The following is a 17,998-nucleotide window of genomic DNA, read 5'->3' as shown; positions in this document are numbered from 1 at the left end:
GACCACCGGGTCCACCGAGACCACCGAGGACAAGCTGCGCCGCTATCTGCGGCGGACCGCCGGGGACCTGGAGGCCGTCAGCGCGCGACTGCGGGAGACGGAGTACCGGGCCGGCGAACCGATCGCGGTCGTCGGCATGGGCTGCCGCTTTCCGGGCGGCATCGACGGCCCCGCCGCCCTGTGGGACTTCCTCGTGGCCGACGGCGACGCCGTCTCCCCCGCGCCCGCCGGCCGCGGCTGGGACAGCGCCGCCCTCGACGGCTGCACCGGCGGGTTCCTGCACGACGCCGCCGGTTTCGACGCGGACTTCTTCGGCATATCGCCGCGCGAGGCACTGGCCATGGACCCGCAGCAGCGGCTGCTGCTGGAGGTCGCCTGGGAGGCACTGGAACGCGCCGGCTTCGACCCCGCCGCGCTCGGCGGCACCGCCACCGGCGTCTTCGCCGGGGTCGGCGCCGTCGACTACGGGCCGCGCCCCGACGAAGCGGCACCGGAGGTACTGGGCTACCTCGGCACGGGCACGGCCTCCAGTGTGGCCTCCGGCCGGGTGGCGTACACGCTCGGCCTCGAAGGCCCGGCGCTGACCGTGGACACCGCCTGCTCCTCCTCCCTCACCGCGACCCACCTGGCCATGCAGTCGCTGCGTCGCGGGGAGTGCACGACCGCCCTCGCGGGCGGCGCCACCGTCATGAGCACCGCCGGGGCCTTCACCGAGTTCCGCGCCCAGGGCGGACTGGCGGCGGACGGTCGGTGCAAGCCCTTCGCCGAGGCCGCCGACGGCTTCGCGCTGGCCGAGGGCGTCGGCTTCCTCGTACTCCAGCGGCTGTCCACGGCCCGGCGGGAGGGCCGCCGGGTGCTCGCCGTGCTGCGCGGCAGCGCGGTCAACCAGGACGGTGCCAGCAACGGCCTGACCGCGCCCAACGGTCCCGCCCAGCAGCGGGTCATCCGGCAGGCGCTGGAGGACTCCGGGCTCGGCCCCGCCGACGTCGACTACGTCGAGGCGCACGGCACCGGCACCACGCTCGGCGACCCCATCGAGGCACACGCCCTGCTGGCGGCCTACGGTGCCGGACGGCCCGCGCACGCCCCGCTGTGGATCGGCTCGGTGAAGGCCAACATCGGCCACACCCAGGCGGCCGCCGGCGTCGCGGGGCTCATCAAGACGGTGCTCGCCCTCCAGCACGGCCGGCTGCCCCGCCTCCTCCACTTCGACGCCCCCTCCTCGCGGATCGACTGGGAGAGCGGAGCCGTCGTACCGCTCGCCGAGAGCCGGCCGTGGCCGCGCGGCGGCAGGACACGCCGCGCGGGCGTCTCCTCCTTCGGTATCAGCGGCACCAACGCGCACATCATCGTCGAGGAGGCCCCCAAGCCCGACCCGGAACCCGACCCGGTCCCCGAGGCGCCCGCCGCCGACCGGGAGACGGGCCCCTACCCGATCCTGCTGTCCGGCCGCGGCGAGGAGGCCCTGCGGGCCCAGGCCGAACGGCTCGCCGCCCACCTGGAGCGGCCCGGCGCCGACCCGTTGCCGGACGTCTCCTTCACCCTCGCCACCCGGCGTACCGCCTTCCCGCACCGCGCCGTGGTCGTCGGCGGCCCTGCGGACGTGCCGGCCGCCCTGCGCGCCGTGGCCCGCGAGGAGCCGCACGCGCAGGCGGTCACCGGCACGGCGCGCGCGGGCCGCAGGATCGTGATGGTCTTCCCCGGCCAGGGCTCGCAGTGGGAAGGGATGGCCGCCGGACTGCTGGCCGCCTCACCGGTCTTCGCCCGCTCCGTGCGCGAGTGCGAGCAGGCGCTGGCCCCCTACGTCGACTGGTCGCTGACCGAGGTGCTCGCCGGCGGCGCGCCGCTGGAGCGGGTGGACGTCGTCCAGCCCGCGCTGTTCGCGGTCATGGTGTCGCTGGCGGCGCTGTGGCGGGCCCACGGCGTGGAGCCGGACGCGGTGATCGGCCACTCGCAGGGCGAGATCGCCGCCGCCTGCGTCGCCGGTGCCCTCTCGCTCCAGGACGCCGCGAAGGTGGTCGCGGTGCGCGCCAAGGCGCTGCGATCCCTCGCCGGCAGCGGCGGCATGGTCTCCCTCGCCCGCTCCCCGGAGCAGACCGAGGCACTGCTGGCCCGCTACGGCGGCGCCCTGACGATCGCCTCGGTCAACGGCCCGGACGCGGTCGTGGTGGCCGGTCCCCGCGCGGACCTGGACGCGCTGCTGGACGCCTGCGCGGCCGACGGCGTCCGGGCCCGGAACATCCCGGTGGACTACGCCTCCCACTCGCCCATGGTCGAGCCGCTGCGCGCGGAGCTGACGGCCGCGCTGTCCGGCGTGGTCGCCCGCACGGCCCCCGTACCGCTGTACTCCACGACGACCGGCGCGCCGATCGACACCGCCCTCATGGACGGCGACTACTGGTACCGGAACCTGCGGGAGACGGTGCGGTTCGAGACGGGGACGCGGCTGCTGGCCGAGGCGGGCTTCGACACCTTCGTCGAGGTGAGCCCCCAGCCCGTCCTCGCCGCGGGGATCGAGGCGACCCTGGAGGCGGCGGGCGCCGACGCCGCCGTCCTGAGCACACTGCGGCGCGGCGCGGGCGGCCCGGACCGGTTCCTGACGGCGCTCGGCGAGGCCCATGTGCGCGGCGTCCAGGTCGACTGGAGCCCCGCGCTTTCGGCCGGCGCCGTGACCGAACTGCCCTGCTACCCCTTCCAGCACCGCCCGTTCTGGCACACCGCCCCCGGCCGCCGCGCCGAACCCGCCGGCCGGGAACGGCGCTACCGGGTGCGGTGGCACGACGCCGGGTGGGCGGCGGCCCCGCTCACCGGCCGCGTCCTGCTGGTGACCGGCCGCCGGGTGCCGGACGCCTGGTACGACACGGTCCGCGCGGCCCTCCAGGACGCCGGGGCCACGGTCGGCACCGTCGACTGCGACGCACCGGAGCGTGCCGCGACGGCGGCGGCCCTGCGCGCGGCCACGGCCGCCGGGGAACCGGCGGCGGTGGTCTCGTTGCTCGCCCTGGACACCGCAGGGGAATCCGCCGACGACACCGCCGGGGAATCCGCCGCCGCGCCGCACCTGCCCGCCTGGCGGACCCTGAGCCTGATCCAGGCGCTGGGCGACGCGGGCGTCGAGGCGCCGCTGTGGGTGCTGACCCGGCGCGCGGTGGCCGTGACCGAGCAGGACGGGGAGCCGGACCCCGCGCAGACGGCGGTGGCCGGCCTCGGCCGGGCCGCCGGCCTGGAACACCCCGCGCGCTGGGGCGGGTCGATCGACCTGCCCGCCCCGGACCGGGACCTGCTCGCGCGGCTGCCGTGGGTGCTCGCCGATCCCCGCGACGAGGACCAGGTGGCCCTCCGCGCGAGCGGCGACAGGGTCCCCCGGCTCGTGCCCGCCCCGGCGGACGCCCCGGCCGGTGCGGACGGCTGGCGGCCCGGCGGCACCGCCCTGGTGACCGGCGGCACCGGCGGACTCGGTGCCCATGTCGCACGCCGTCTGGCCCGCGCCGGCGCCACCCGTCTCGTCCTCACCAGCAGGCAGGGCCCGAACGCGCCGGGCGCCGAGTCGCTCAGGGCGGAACTGACCGCGCTGGGCGCCCAAGTGACCCTCGCGGCCTGCGACGTCACGGACCGGGCGGCGCTGGCCGCGCTGATCGACGCCGAGCGCGCGCACGGCCGGGCGATCGACGCCGTCTTCCACACGGCCGGCGTGCCGCAGTCCACGCCGCTGGAAGCCATCACCGAGGAGGAGTTCACCCGCGTCACCGCCGCCAAGATCACCGGGACGGCGCACCTCGACGAACTGTGCCCCGACGCGGACACGTTCGTGCTGTTCTCGTCCAACGCGGGCGTGTGGGGCGCGTCCCGCGCCGGCGCCTACGCGGCGGCCAACGCCTTCCTGGACGGCTTCGCACACCGGCGCCGCCGCCGCGGGCTGCCCGCGCTGTCCGTCGCCTGGGGGCTGTGGGACGGACCGGGCATGGCCGGCGACGCGGGCCAGGACTTCCTGCGCCGCCAGGGCATGCGGCCCCTGCCGCCCGAGCAGGCCCTCGCCGAGCTGGGCACGTGCCTGGCGGGCGCCGAAACCTGTGTCTCCGTGGCCGACCTCGACCGGCGCGCGTTCCTCGACCTCATGGGCGCGGTCCGGCACCGGCCGCTGTTCGACGAACTCGCCCGTACGCTGCCCGCCGCGCCGTCGGCCGGAGAGCCGCGGGAGGAACCGGAGGGCCGCTCCCGGCTGCGCGACAAGCTCCTGCCGCTGCCGGCCGGGGAGCGCCGCGAACACCTGCTGCGCCTGGTGCGGGCCGAGGCCGCCGCGGTGCTCGGGCACGCCGACGCCGGGGCCGTCGACCGGGACCGCGCCTTCCGGGAACTCGGCTTCGACTCGATGTCGGCGGTGCAGCTGCGCAACCGCATCACCGCGGCGACCGGCCTGCGCGAGGCGACCACCCTGGTCTTCGACCGGCCCAGTGTCACCGCGCTCGCCGACTATCTCCTCGACCGGCTGTTCGGCTCCGAGGAGATCCCGGCGGACGGGGCGGAGTCCGCGGCGGGGCCCGCCGGACCCGCCGCACAGGCGTCCGGCGGGTCCGGCGGGGACGGCGGGGACGACCCGGTGGTGATCGTGGGCATGGCCTGCCGGCTGCCCGGTGGCATCGGTTCCCCGGAGGACCTGTGGGAGTTCGTCGCCGCCGGCCGTGACGCCGTCGCGCCGATGCCCGCCGACCGGGGCTGGGACCTCGACCTCCTCGGCGCCACCACCGCCGACGGCGCGAGCGGACCCCGCCACGGCGCCTTCCTCGACGACGCGGCGGGCTTCGACGCGGCGTTCTTCGGGATCTCCCCGCGTGAGGCGCTGGCGATGGACCCGCAGCAGCGCCAGGTGCTGGAGGCCACCTGGGAGGCGATGGAGAACTCCGGCATCGATCCGCGCGCGCTGCGCGGCAGCGACACCGGCGTCTTCCTCGGCGCCGCCTACCAGGGCTACGGCCACGGGGCCGAGACCCCCGAGAGCAGCGAGGGCTATCTCCTCACCGGTGGTTCGCCCGCCGTCGCCTCCGGCCGGGTGGCGTACGTACTGGGTCTGGAGGGGCCGGCGTTGACGGTGGACACGGCGTGTTCGTCGTCGTTGGTGGCGTTGCATCTGGCGGCGCGGTCGTTGCGGGACGGGGAGTGCTCGCTGGCGGTGGCCGGTGGGGTGTCGGTGATGGCGGGTCCGGAGGTGTTCACGGAGTTCTCGCGGCAGGGGGCGCTGGCGGCGGACGGGCGGTGCAAGGCGTACTCCGACGACGCCGACGGCTTCGGCTTCGCCGAGGGCGTGGCCCTGCTGGTGCTGGAGCGGCTCTCGCAGGCGCGGCAGCGGGGGCACCGGGTGCTCGCCGTGGTCCGGGGCAGCGCGGTCAACCAGGACGGAGCCAGCAACGGGCTCGCGGCGCCGAGCGGCCCCGCGCAGCAGCGGGTGATCCGGCGCGCCTGGCAGGCCGCCGGGATCTCGGGCGCGGACGTCGACGTCGTGGAGGGTCATGGGACGGGGACGGCGCTGGGTGATCCGATCGAGGCGCAGGCGCTGCTGGCGACGTATGGGCAGGGGCGTGATCCGGGTCGGCCGTTGTGGCTGGGGTCGGTGAAGTCGAACATCGGGCATGCGCAGGCGGCGGCGGGTGCGGTGGGTGTGATCAAGATGGTGCTGGCGCTGGGGCGGGGTGTGTTGCCGGGGTCGTTGCATGCGGGGGTGCCGTCGTCGCATGTGGACTGGTCTTCTGGTGGGGTGCGGGTGCTCGGGGAGGCGCGTGCGTGGCCGTCCGGTGGGCGGGTGCGGCGTGCGGGGGTGTCGGCGTTCGGGGTGAGCGGGACGAACGCGCATGTGATCGTGGAGGAGGCGCCGTCGTTGCCGGTGGAGGCCGGTGCTGCGGGCGGGCCGGTGGGGGTGCTGGAGGCGGCGGGTGTGGTGCCGCTGGTGGTGTCGGCGCGTACGGAGACCGCGCTGGCCGCCCAGTCCCGCCGGCTGCTCCCGGTGCTGGACGACGACGCGCCCGACCCGGACACCCTGGACCGCGTCGGCCGCACGCTCGCGACCGGACGCACCCACCACGAGCAGCGCGCCGTCGTCCTCGCCGAGGACACCGGCATGGCCCGAGACCTGCTGCACCGGCTCGCGGAGGGGTTGCCGGCTCCCGGTCTGGTCACGGGTGTGGGTGGTGGGGGTCGTCGTGTGGTGTGGGTGTTTCCCGGTCAGGGGTCGCAGTGGGTGGGGATGGGCCGCGGGCTGCTCGATGTGCCGGTGTTCGCACAGGCGTTGGCGGAGTGTGATGCGGCGCTGGCGGAGGTGGCGGGTTTCTCGGTGGTGGATGTGGTGCGGGGTGTGGAGGGGGCTCCGGGGCTGGACCGGGTGGAGGTGGTGCAGCCGGTGCTGTTCGCGGTGATGGTGTCGCTGGCGCGGTTGTGGCGGGCGTGCGGCGTGGAGCCGGATGCGGTGGTGGGGCATTCGCAGGGCGAGATCGCGGCGGCGTGTGTGGCGGGGGCGCTGTCCTTGCCGGACGCGGCGCGGGTGGTGGCACTGCGGGCCCAGGCCCTGGCCGAACTCGCCGGCCCCGGCGCCATGACCTCCGTCGCGCTGCCCGAGGACCGGGCGCGGGAACTGATCGCCGAGTGGCCGGAGCGCGTGAGCGTCGCCGCCGTCAACTCCCCGGCGTCCGTGGTGGTGGCCGGCGACCCCGAGGCGCTGACCGCGTTCGAGGAGCGCTGCGCCGCCGACGGGATCCGGGCCCGCCGCATCCCCGTCGGCTACGCCTCGCACTCGCCCCACATGGAGCGGCTCCGCCGGCGCGTCCGCACCGACCTGACGGGCGTGACCCCGCGCCCGACCGGGACGCCCCTGTACTCCACGCTGCGCGGCGAACGCTGCGACACCGGCACGATGGACGCCGCGTACTGGTACGACAACCTGCGCTCCCCGGTCCGCTTCGAGGCGGCCGTCCGCGCCGCCGTCGAGGACGGCTACGACACCTTCGTCGAGGTCAGCCCGCACCCCGTGCTCACCACCAGCGTCCAGGAGACCGCCGAGCGCCACGGCAGCGAGGTGCTCGTCCTCGGCAGCCTGCACCGGGACGAGGGCGAGCGGCACTTCGTCCGCGAACTCGCCCGCGCACACGCGGGCGGCGTGTCCGTCGACTGGCGGGCCGTCTTCCCCGACGGCGCGCCCGCCCGGCTGCCCAACTACCCCTTCGAACACGAGCGGTACTGGCTGGCGCCCGAGATCCCCGACCGGGTGGGCGACTGGCGCTGCCGCATCGAATGGCGCCCCCTGTCCCCGGCCACGGACCCGCTGAGCGGCACGTACCTGGTGGTCGGCACCGGCACCGGTCCGCAGGAGGACACCCTGGCCGGTGCCGTGGAGGACGCCGGCGGCACGGTGCTGCGGGTCACGGCCGACGCCGTGGCGACCGGACGCGAGGAGCTGGCGAGGACGCTGCGGGAGGCGGCCCCCGGCGGCGTCACCGCGGTCGTCTCGCTGCTGGCCCTGGCAGCCGACCCGTCCGACCCGTCCGGCCCGAACGACCCGTCCGGCCCGGACGACGAGCTGCGGGCCGCCACCGCCGCCCTCACCCTGCACCAGGCACTCGGCGACGCGGGCGTCGAGGCGCCCCTGTGGCTGGTGACCCGCGGGGCCGTGGCCGTCGGACAGGACGCGGCGGACGACACGGCCGACCCGGCGCAGGCCATGGTCTGGGGCATCGGGCGGGTGATGGGCCTGGAGGCCCCCGGACGCTGGGGCGGCCTGCTCGACCTGCCCGGCGAACTCACCCCGTCCGTCCTGCGGTGGTTCACCGCCTGCCTCCAGCAGGCGGGGGACGAGGACCAGCTCGCGCTGCGCGAGGGCGGCTGCTTCGTCCGACGGCTCGTCAGGGCCCCGCTGGAGCCCGTCGCGGCTCCCTGGCAACCGGCCGGCACGGCCCTGGTCACCGGCGGCACCGGCGCCCTCGGCGGTCATGTCGCCCGCCACCTCGCCCGCGCCGGGGCGGACCACCTGGTGCTGGTCGGCCGGTCGGGCGGACCGGCGCCGCAGCACGCGGAACTGGCCGCGGAACTGACCGCCCTGGGCGCCCGCGTGACCTTCGCGGCCTGCGACGTCACCGACCGCGCCCGGCTGACGGAACTGATCGACGGGCTGCGGCGCCAGGGAGAGCCGGTCCGTACCGTGATGCACCTCGCCGGTGTCCCCGACGGACGCGCCCTGACCGACCTCGACCCGGACGAACTGGCGCGGGTGACGCGGGTCAAGACGGTCGGCGCCCGGCTGCTGGACGAACTCTGCCCGGACGCCGAGACGTTCGTCCTCTTCTCCTCCGGCGCGGGGCTCTACGGCAGCGGCCTGCTCGGCGCCTACGCCGCGGGCAACGCCTACCTCGACGCGCTGGCGCACCGGCGCCGGGCCGCGGGCAAGCCCGCGACCAGCATCGCCTGGGGAGCCTGGGCCGACGGCGGCATGGCCGACGCCGACCTGCCCGGTCTGATCCGCCGCGGGATGCGCCCGATGGCCCCCGACAAGGCGGTGCGGGCCCTGCAACAGGCCCTGGACCAGCGGGACGTCTGCGTCTCGATCGCCGACATCGACTGGAACCGGTTCGCCGTCGGCTTCACCGCCGCCCGGCCGCGCCCGCTCATCGAGGACCTGCCCGACGCCGCCCGGCAGGCACCCGCCGAACCCGCCCACGACGGGCCCGGCCGCCGCTCCACCTGGCCGGAACGGCTGTCCGGCCTGCCCGCGGACGAGGCCGAGGCCATGCTCGCCACATGGATCCGCGCACAGGTGGCCGCCGTCCTCGGCCACCGGGACCCGGACGCGGTGGGACTGCACCAGCCCTTCGCCCAGCTGGGCTTCGACTCGCTGTCGGCGATGGGGGTGCGCAACAGGCTGCAGGACGCCACCGGCCTGCCGCTGGCCACCACCCTGGTGTTCGACCACCCCAGCGTCACCGATGTCGCCGCCTACCTGCGGCCCCTGCTCACCTCGGAAACGCCGCACCCCGCGGCCGACGGCGGCGGCATGCTGCGCGGCCTCTACGAGCGATCCGTCCAGCAGGGACGCTTCGACTCCTACCTGGAGCTGCTCGGCGAACTGGCGGGCCACCGGGACCACTTCACGGGCCCCGAGGACCTGGCCGCATCCGTCGACCTCGTGGAACTGGCCTCCGGTCCGGGGGAGATCCGGCTGATCTGCGTCGCCGGTACGGCGCCGGTGGCGGGCCCGCACGAGTTCCTCCGGCTGGCCGCCGCCTTCGAGGGCAGCATGCCGGTGTCCGCGCTTCCGCAGCCGGGCTACGAGCCGGGCGAGCAGCTTCCCGCGTCGCTGGCGGCGGTCCTCGGCGTCCAGGCGGACGCCGTCCTGAAGTCCGCGGACGGGCCGTTCGTGCTCGTCGGCCACTCGGCGGGCGCCCTGATGGCGCACGCCCTGGGTGCCGAACTCGCCGACCGCGGCCGTCCGCCGCACGGCATCGTCCTGATCGACGTCTATCCGCCGGGACGGCAGCAGGCGGTGCAGGGCTGGCTCGCCGAACTGACCGACACCATGTTCGGCCGCGAGGGGGTGCGGGTGGACGACACCCGGCTCACCGCCCTGGGCGCGTACCACCGCTTCACCAGCACCTGGCAACCACGGGAACTCGCCGTCCCGACCCTGCTGGTACGGGCCTGCGAGCCGCTCGGAGAGTGGCCGGACGGCACGTCCTGGCAGTCCACCTGGCCGTTCCCGCACACGTGCGTGGACGTGCCCGGCAACCACTTCTCGATGGTGCAGGAGCACGCCGGCGCAGTCGCCGAACGCATCCGCACATGGACAGGGAACGAGGCATGACCACCACCGACCGACGCCGGCTCGGCAGCCGGCTCCAGATGGCCCGCGGCTGGTACTGGGCCTTCGGCGTGAACGGCGACCCGTACGCGATGCTCCTGTGCGGGCAGGACGACGAACCGGGCCACTGGTACGAGCGGATCCGCACGGCCGGCGCGGGGATCTTCCGCAGCCGCTGCGGGGCCTTCGTCGTGACCCGCTATGACGCCGCCGCCCGGATACTCGACGGCCCGGAGTTCAGCCGGGCCGCGGGGGAGACGGCCCCGGACTGGGCCCGGCCGTTCCTGGACCTGCGCACGGCCGCCGGCCCGCCGCCGCCCGCCGTGGAGGAGCTGGTCCCGCACTACCGCGCGGCGCTGCCGGGCACCGGCACGCGCTTCGACCTGATGCGGGACTTCGCCCGCGAGGTCCCGGTCCGTGCCGAGGCCGCGCGCCTCGGCGCGGACGGCGCGGACGCGGAAGGCATCGCCGCCCTGCTGCGCTCGGCCGCCACGGCACCGGACGCCCGGCTGACCCCGCAGACGCTGGCCGTGACCGAACAGACGGTGGCCGCGCTCCGGGCGCTGCGCGAACAGGCGGGGGCCGCGGGCCCGCCGGCGGCGGCCGGCTGCGCGATGGCGGCCAACACGGTGTGCAACGCCGTGCTCGCCACGCTGCGCACTCCGGGGCTGGCCGGCCGGCTGGCCGACGACCCGGACCTGGCGGACCGCATCGCGGCCGAGACCCTGCGCACCGCGCCCCCGGCCCACCTCGAAAGCCGCCGCGCCACCGCCGCACAGATCATCCAGGGCACCGCGATCGCGGCGGGCGACGAGGTGGTGGTGGCCGTCGCGGCGGCCAACCGTGACCCGGAGGTGTTCGCCGGGCCCGACCGGTTCGACGTGGACCGCGCGGCCGCGCCGCCGCCCCTGACGTCGGGCCTCGGCTGCCGGGACGGCCTGGACGAGTTCGCCGCCCGGCACGCCGCCGCGGCCCTGCGCGCCCTCGCCGGGACGCTGCCCGGCATGACGCGGACGGGCCCCGTGGTCCACCGCCGCCGTTCGCCCGTCGTGCGGGGCATCAGCCGGTGCCCGGTCGAGATCTAAGGACTGTCCAGATGCGCATCGTCTTCTCCGCCATGACGAGCAAGACCCACTTCTACCCGCTCGTCCCGCTCGCCTGGGCCTGCCGCGCGGCCGGCCACGAGGTGCGGGTCGTCGGCTCACCGGGGCTGACGGACATCACCACCGCCGCCGGTCTGACCGCGGTGCCCGTGGGCGAGGACGTCGACCTCGTCGGGCACATGAGCGCCGTCGGCGAGGACATGATCAAGTACGTGCGGTCGCTGGACTTCACCGACGCGGGACTCCAGAACGCGGGCTGGAACCACGTGCTGGGCATGCAGACCGCCCTCACCCCCAACCTCTACGGGCTGATGACCCCTGACTCGCTGATCGACGGGATGGTCGACTTCTGCCGTTCCTGGCAGCCAGACCTGCTGATCTGGGAGCCGCTGACCTTCGCCGCCCCGATCGCGGCCAGGGTGACCGGAGCGGCCCACGCCCGGCTGCTGTGGGGCCCGGACGTCGTCACCAAGTCCCGCCGGGCCTTCCTGGACCTGCGGGACCGGCAGGAGCCGGAGCACCGGGAGGACCCCTTCGCGGAGTGGGTCGAATGGCACCTGGACCGCCACGGGGTGGCGACCGGTCGGGGCTTCGACGAGGAGCTGGCCACCGGCCAGTGGACCATCGACCCGGTGCCGGCGAGCATGCGCCTGGACCTGGGCCTGCCGACCGTGGGGATGCGCTACGTCGACTACAACGGCCCCTCCGTCGTACCGGAGTGGCTGCACGAGCCGCCCGCCCGGCGCCGGGTGGCCCTCACCCTGGGCGTCTCGGGACGCGACAGCGGGGTGGAGGTCATCACCACCGACCAGATCCTGGACGCCGTCGCCGGCATCGACGCCGAGTTCGTCGCCACGCTCGACGCCCACCAGCTCGAATCGGTGGCGCACGTCCCGGACAACGTCCGCGCGGTCGACTTCGTCCCCATGCACGCCCTGCTGCCCACCTGCGACGCGGTCGTCCACCACGGCGGGCCGGGCACCTGGCACACCGCGGCGATCCACGGCGTGCCGCAGGTCATGATGCCCGTCGGCTGGGACACCGACCTGCGGGCCCGCGGGACGGTGGACAGCGGCATGGGCCTCGCGGTGCCGCTCGCGGAACTGACGGCCGACCGGTTCCGGGAAAGCGTCGTCCGTGTTCTGGAAGAGGCGGAATTCCGCGAGGGCGCGGCGAAAGTAAGGGACGAGATTCTGTCCGAGCCGGCGCCTACCGAAGTCGTCGCGGTTCTGGAGAAGATGACCGCCGAACGGCGCCTGCCCCGCCCCTGAGCAGGAATTTCCTGGGTTCCTCGCAACTGCCTCGCAACGGGGTCGAGTTCGGATCGAGAAGCCTTGAGGGGCAACTGGCGGCCTTGCTACGGTCGCTGCGGATACCGAGGCGTCTGTGCGCCGGAATTCTTGGCTACGGAGACACCACCTGCCGGGAAGAGAGAAATGAAACGACGAATATGGGTGCCCTCCGTATTTCTGACGGTGCTGGCGCTGCTCAATCTGGGTTCCGCACCGGCGTCCTCCGGTACCGGGGAAAGCCGCGTCGATCGTCTCGTCGACCAGATGACGCTGGACGAGAAGCTCTCGTTCGTGCACTGGGACTACTCCACGACGGACCCCACGGCCCTCGTCTACCTGCCGGGCGTACCCCGCCTGGACATCCCGGAGGTGCGCGCCAGTGACGGGCCCGCGGGCGTCACGATCCACCGCCCGTCGCTGGCGATGCCCGCGCCCGTCAGCCTCGCCTCGTCCTTCGACGACGGCCTCGCCGAGAAGTACGGGCAGGTACTGGGCCGCGAGGGCCGCGCGTTCGGCATGGACGTCCTGTTCGCCCCGATGGTCAACGACATCCGGGTGCCGCAGGCCGGGCGGAACTTCGAGACGTTCAGCGAGGACCCGCTCCTCACCGGGCGCACGGCGGCCGCCGAGGTCACCGGCATCCAGAGCCAGGGCCTGATGGCGACGGTCAAGCACTACGCCGCCAACACCCAGGAGAACAACCGCATGGGCGTGGACGTCGAGGTGGACGACCGCACGCTGCACGAGACGGAACTCCCCGGCTTCGAGGCCGCCGTCGGCGCCGGGGCCGCCGCGGTGATGTGCGCCTACCCCCGCGTCGACGGCGAACCCGCCTGCGGCAGCGACACGTTGCTGACCGGCATCCTCCGCGAGCAGCTGCACTTCCAGGGCTTCGTCACCTCCGACTGGCTGGCCACGCACAGCACCGACGCCATCACCAAGGGACTCGACCAGGAACTCGGCATCGACTCGACCACCGCCATCCCGCCCGGCGGGCAGGTCCCCGGCGGCAAGTACTTCGGCGACACCCTGAAGAAGGCCATCACGGACGGAACCATCCCCGTGTTGGTCCTCGACCGGTCGGTGCGCCGCATCCTCGGCCAGATGGACCGCTTCGGCCTGCTGGCCGAGAACAAGCCGCCGCGGCCCCAGCGCGACCTCGCGGGCGGCACCCGCGTGGCCAGGCAGGTCGCCGAGTCCGGCGCGGTGCTGCTGCGCAACCAGGACCGCATGCTGCCGCTGGACGCCGCCGCCACGGACCACCTCGCGGTGATCGGACCGACGGCCAAGACCCCCAAGGTGACGGGCCTCGGCAGCTCCTACATCGTCCCCGACACGGCCACCGCCCCACTGGACGCCATCACCGCGAAGCTGGGCCGGGGCGCGCAGGTCTCCTACGCCGAGGGCGAGGACGTCGAGGGCGAGCCGATCCCGGCCGCCGCCTTCGAACCGCCGTTCTCCGGCGGCACGGTCCTGCAACCGGCCCGCAGCGGCGTCGTCTACGACGGCAGGCTGACCGTGGACAAGGCGGGCCTCTACCGCATCGCGGCCCGCGTGACCGGCGGCAACGGCTCCCTCCAGATCGACGGCGGCGACCCCGTCAGCTTCGGCGAGGTGTTCGGCAAGCTCACCAGCGTCCCGCTGCGGCTGAGCGCCGGCACGCACACCGTCAAGATCAGCGGCGGGGCGCTCGTCGACCAGCCGATGAGGCTGGACCTGAGCTGGGTGACCCCGGCCAGGGCACAGGAGGCGATCGACCAGGCAGTGGAGACCGCCCGCAAGGCCACCACCGCGGTGGTCTTCGCCTACGACGACGGCGCCGAGGGCAGCGACCGCACCTCCCTGTCCCTGCCCGGCTACCAGGACGAGCTGATCAAGGCCGTCACGGCCGCCAACCCCCGTACGGTCGTCGTCCTGAACACCGGCTCGTCCGTCACCATGCCCTGGCTCGACAAGACCCGTGCCGTGCTCGACATGTGGTACCCCGGCCAGGCCGGCGCGGAGGCCACCGCCGACCTGCTGTTCGGCGACGCCGAACCGGGCGGCCGGCTCAGCCAGACCTTCCCCGCCTCCGACCAGGCCACCCCCGTCGCCGGCGACCCCGCACGCTATCCCGGCGTGGACGGCGTCGTGCACTACTCCGAAGGCATCTACAGCGGATACCGCTGGTACGACCACGAGGGCGTCAAGCCTCTCTTCCCGTTCGGCTTCGGCCTGTCCTACACGTCCTTCGCGTACGAGGACGAGTCCGTCACCCGCACGGCGGACGGACTCGACGTCGACGTGACCGTGCGCAACACCGGCGACAGGCCGGGCAGCGACGTCGTGCAGGTCTACCTCGGGCCCAGCCCGCGCCTCGCGCTCGACCAGGCCGACAAGGCCCTGGCCGGCTACCGGAAGGTGGCACTGGACCCCGGCGAGTCCCGGCGCGTGCGCATCCACGTGGCTGAACGCGCCCTCCAGTACTGGGACACCTCGGGCGGCGCCTGGAAACTCGCGGGCGGCGAGCGCCGCGTCCTCGTCGGCTCCTCCTCGGACCGGATCCGGCTGACCGCGACCGCGCAGACCGACCGGCCCGGCCGGTAGGGGGGACCGTGTCCGCAGACCAGGCCCGACCGGAGCAGGAAGCCATGACCGACACCGCGGAACCGGACCCGTACGTACGGCTCGGACGCCTGGCCACGCGGGTGAGCCGGCTGTGGCTCGGCACCGTCAACTTCAGCGGCCGCGTCACCGACGAGGACGCCCTGCGCCTCATGGACGAGGCCCTCGACCGCGGGATCAACTGCGTGGACACCGCCGACATCTACGGATGGCGCGTCCACAAGGGACACACCGAGGAACTCGTCGGACGCTGGCTGGCCCGAGGCGGCGGACGCCGCGACAGGGTCGTCCTCGCGACCAAGGTCGGCGGGGAGATGAGCGAACGGGTCAACGACGGCGGCCTGTCCGCCCGCCACATCGTCACCGCCTGCGAACAGTCCCTGCGCCGGCTGGGCGTGGAGTGCATCGACCTCTACCAGATGCACCACATCGACCGCGCCGCGCCGTGGGACGAGGTGTGGCAGGCCATGGACCGCCTGGTGGCGAGCGGCAAGATCTGCTACGTCGGCTCCTCCAACTTCGCCGGATGGCACATATCCGAGGCGCAGGCGAGCGCCCGGCGCCGCGGCTCGCTCGGCCTGGCCTCCGAGCAGTGCCTGTACAACCTGGCGGTACGCCACGCCGAACTGGAGGTCCTGCCCGCCGCCCGCCACCACGGCCTCGCGGCCGTCGCCTGGTCGCCGCTGCACGGCGGCCTCCTCAGCGGCGTACTGGACAAGCTGCGTTCCGGCACGGCCGTCAAGTCCGCCCAGGGGCGGGCCCAGACCCTGCTGCCCGCGCTCCGCCCCGCCATCGAGGAGTACGAAGCGTTCTGCCGCGGCATCGGCCACCACCCCGCGGAGGTCGGCCTGTCCTGGGTGCTGTCGCGGCCGGGCGTCACCGGCGCCGTCATCGGACCGCGCACCACCGGGCACCTCGACTCCGCGCTGCGCGCCACCCGCCTGCGCCTCGGCGACGCCGAACTCGCCGCACTCGACCGCATCTTCCCGCCGGTCGGCCAGGGCGGCCCGGCACCCGAGGCATGGGCCCACTGACCCCCACCACCCGGCCCCACCAGCGCGACCAAGAAACGAAGGGACGAACCGCATGACTTCCGGAGCACAGGCACCCGAGGACCGGGTCGAGGACAAGGTCGTCGATTTCTACGACAACTTCACCGAGGTCTTCAGGGAGATCTGGGGCGACAACCTGCACGTCGGCTACTGGCACGACGACGCCGACGACGCCCCCATCGAGAAGGCCACCGACCAGCTCACCGACCAGCTGATCGCACGGCTGGCGCCCGCGCCGGGCCAGCGGATCCTGGACGTGGGCTGCGGCGTCGGCGAGCCGGCCTTCCGGCTCGCCCGCACGGCCGACGTCGAGGTCGTCGGCGTCTCCATCAGCGCCTACCAGGTCGGCCGCGCCGGCGAGCGGGCGCGCGACTTCGGCCTGGCCGACCGGGTGAGCTTCCGGCACGCCGACGCCGCCGAACTCCCCTTCCCCGACGCGTCGTTCGACGGCGGCTGGGCCTTCGAGTCGCTGATCCACATGCCGGACAAGGAAAAGGTGCTGCGCGAGATCAAGCGCGTCCTGCGGCCGGGCGCCACCCTGGTCCTCGCCGACATGTTCAGCCAGCCCGACACCGAGCTGACCTTCCAGGACATCATCACCACCCCGGAGATGGCCGACTACCGCGCCGTCATCGAAAGCGCCGGACTCGTCGTGCGCGAGTTCACCGACATCACCGCCCACACCCTGGCCCCGCCGGCGGTGCGGGAGAGCGTGGCCGCCGACCTGCTGGCGCGCAAGGACGACGTCATCGCCATGACCGGCCCCGAGGAGTTCGCGCGGATGGTGGACGGCGTGCGGGTCCCCAAGGCCTACGGCTACCTCCTCGCCACGGTCACCACCGACTGAGAAACGGGCAGAAGATGGTCATCACCCAGTGCCGTGTCTGCGGCAATCACGAACTGCTACCGGTCCTCGACCTGGGGGAGCAGGCGCTGACCTGCGTCTTCCCCAAGAGCCCCGACCAGAAGGTGCCCGCGGTCCCGCTGGAACTGGTCAAGTGCTCGCCCGCGGGCTGCGGCCTGCTCCAGCTGCGGCACACCCCGGACCTCGGCCTGATGTACGGCGACGGCTACGGATACCGGCCGGGCATCCGGCCGTTCATGGTCAACCACCTGCGGGGCAAGGCGGTCGCCGCCGCCGAACTCACCAACCTCCAGGCCGGCGACGTGGTCGTCGACATCGGCAGCAACGACGGCACCCTGCTGCACCAGTACCCCGTCGAGGGACTGCGCCTGGTCGGCATCGACCCCTCGGGCGAGAAGTTCCGCGAGCACTACCCGCCCGCCGAACTGATCGCGGACTTCTTCACCGCCGAGGCCTTCACCGCGCGGTACGGCAAGCAGCGCGCGAAGGTCGTCACGACGACCGGCATGTTCTACGACCTCCCGGACCCGCTGCGGTTCATGCAGGACATCCACACGATCCTCGACGAGGACGGCGTCTGGATGACCGAGCAGAGCTACATGCCGTCCATGCTGGAGGCCAACGCCTACGACGTGGTGTGCCACGAGCACCTGGAGTACTACGGCTTCCAGCAGATCGAGTGGATGGCCGCGAAGGTGGGCTTCACCGTGCTGCGGGCCGAGGTCACCGATGTGTACGGCGGCAGTCTCTATGTGACCCTCGCCAAGAACCCGGACCGTCATCCGCGTGACGAGGCCTCGCTGGTCGCGCTGCGCGAGCGCGAGGCCGCGGCGGCCCTCGACACCATGGCCCCCTACGAGGCGTTCGCCCGCCGGGTGCGCCAACAGCGCGACGACCTGCGGGGGTTCCTCGACGACTCCCGCGCGGCCGGCCTGCTCACCTGCGGGTACGGCGCGTCGACCAAGGGCAATGTGACCCTCCAGTACTGCGGCATCACCGCCGCCGACCTGCCCTGCATCGGCGAGGTCAGCGAGGAGAAGGCGGGCCGCTTCACCCCCGGCAGCAACATCCCGATCGTGTCCGAGGAGGAGGCCAAGGCGTTCCGCCCCGACCAGCTGCTCGTCCTGCCCTGGATCCACCGCGAGGGATTCGTCGAGCGCGAGCAGGCCTACCTCCGGGGCGGCGGCAAGCTCGTCTTCCCGATGCCCGCGCTCACCGCGGTGACCGCCTGACCGTGCCGCCACCCGACG

At 74.3% G+C, this 17,998-nt stretch carries 6 protein-coding genes and 1 pseudogene; all 7 read left to right on the top strand.

Translation table 11 applies throughout. From position 1 onward, the window contains the following. Positions 1 to 115 precede the first annotated feature (115 nt). Positions 116 to 9,835: pseudogene (locus tag HEP81_RS42010) on the top strand (SDR family NAD(P)-dependent oxidoreductase); the annotation flags it as partial. Then, positions 9,832 to 10,917, top strand: a complete 1,086-nt coding sequence (locus tag HEP81_RS39385) for a cytochrome P450 (protein ID WP_037663510.1) — start codon at positions 9,832 to 9,834, stop codon at positions 10,915 to 10,917. The pseudogene HEP81_RS42010 and the gene HEP81_RS39385, both read left to right, overlap by 4 nt. Positions 10,918 to 10,928: 11 nt before the next feature. Continuing rightward, entirely contained in the window at positions 10,929 to 12,206 is a 1,278-nt protein-coding gene (locus tag HEP81_RS39380) for an activator-dependent family glycosyltransferase (RefSeq protein WP_011113112.1), read from the top strand. A 165-nt stretch (positions 12,207 to 12,371) separates the two neighbouring features. Beyond that, on the top strand, positions 12,372 to 14,813 hold the full coding sequence (locus tag HEP81_RS39375; protein WP_037663515.1) for a beta-glucosidase: 2,442 nt from the start codon (positions 12,372 to 12,374) through the stop codon (positions 14,811 to 14,813). A 44-nt stretch (positions 14,814 to 14,857) separates the two neighbouring features. Further along, the gene (locus tag HEP81_RS39370; RefSeq protein WP_011113110.1) at positions 14,858 to 15,865 is read left to right on the top strand and encodes an aldo/keto reductase; all 1,008 of its coding nucleotides are present in this window, start codon (positions 14,858 to 14,860) and stop codon (positions 15,863 to 15,865) included. A gap of 52 nt (positions 15,866 to 15,917) precedes the next feature. Beyond that, a complete protein-coding gene (locus HEP81_RS39365) occupies positions 15,918 to 16,730 on the top strand; it encodes an SAM-dependent methyltransferase (protein ID WP_011113109.1) in 813 nt (270 codons plus the stop codon). A gap of 14 nt (positions 16,731 to 16,744) precedes the next feature. Further along, entirely contained in the window at positions 16,745 to 17,980 is a 1,236-nt protein-coding gene (locus HEP81_RS39360; RefSeq protein ID WP_037663517.1) for a class I SAM-dependent methyltransferase, read from the top strand. Positions 17,981 to 17,998: the final 18 nt, after the last annotated feature.

The sequence above is a fragment of the Streptomyces griseofuscus genome, from assembly GCF_014673495.1.
Classification (GTDB): domain Bacteria; phylum Actinomycetota; class Actinomycetes; order Streptomycetales; family Streptomycetaceae; genus Streptomyces; species Streptomyces murinus.
Note: the sequence above shows the minus strand (reverse complement) of the source record. Positions and strands in the feature narration are given on the sequence as shown.

Coding starts and splice junctions, on each gene's coding strand:
- HEP81_RS39385 (WP_037663510.1), top strand. CDS start 9,832: ATGACCACCACCGACCGACGCCGGCTCGGCAGCCGGCTCCAGATGGCC.
- HEP81_RS39380 (WP_011113112.1), top strand. CDS start 10,929: ATGCGCATCGTCTTCTCCGCCATGACGAGCAAGACCCACTTCTACCCG.
- HEP81_RS39375 (WP_037663515.1), top strand. CDS start 12,372: ATGAAACGACGAATATGGGTGCCCTCCGTATTTCTGACGGTGCTGGCG.
- HEP81_RS39370 (WP_011113110.1), top strand. CDS start 14,858: ATGACCGACACCGCGGAACCGGACCCGTACGTACGGCTCGGACGCCTG.
- HEP81_RS39365 (WP_011113109.1), top strand. CDS start 15,918: ATGACTTCCGGAGCACAGGCACCCGAGGACCGGGTCGAGGACAAGGTC.
- HEP81_RS39360 (WP_037663517.1), top strand. CDS start 16,745: ATGGTCATCACCCAGTGCCGTGTCTGCGGCAATCACGAACTGCTACCG.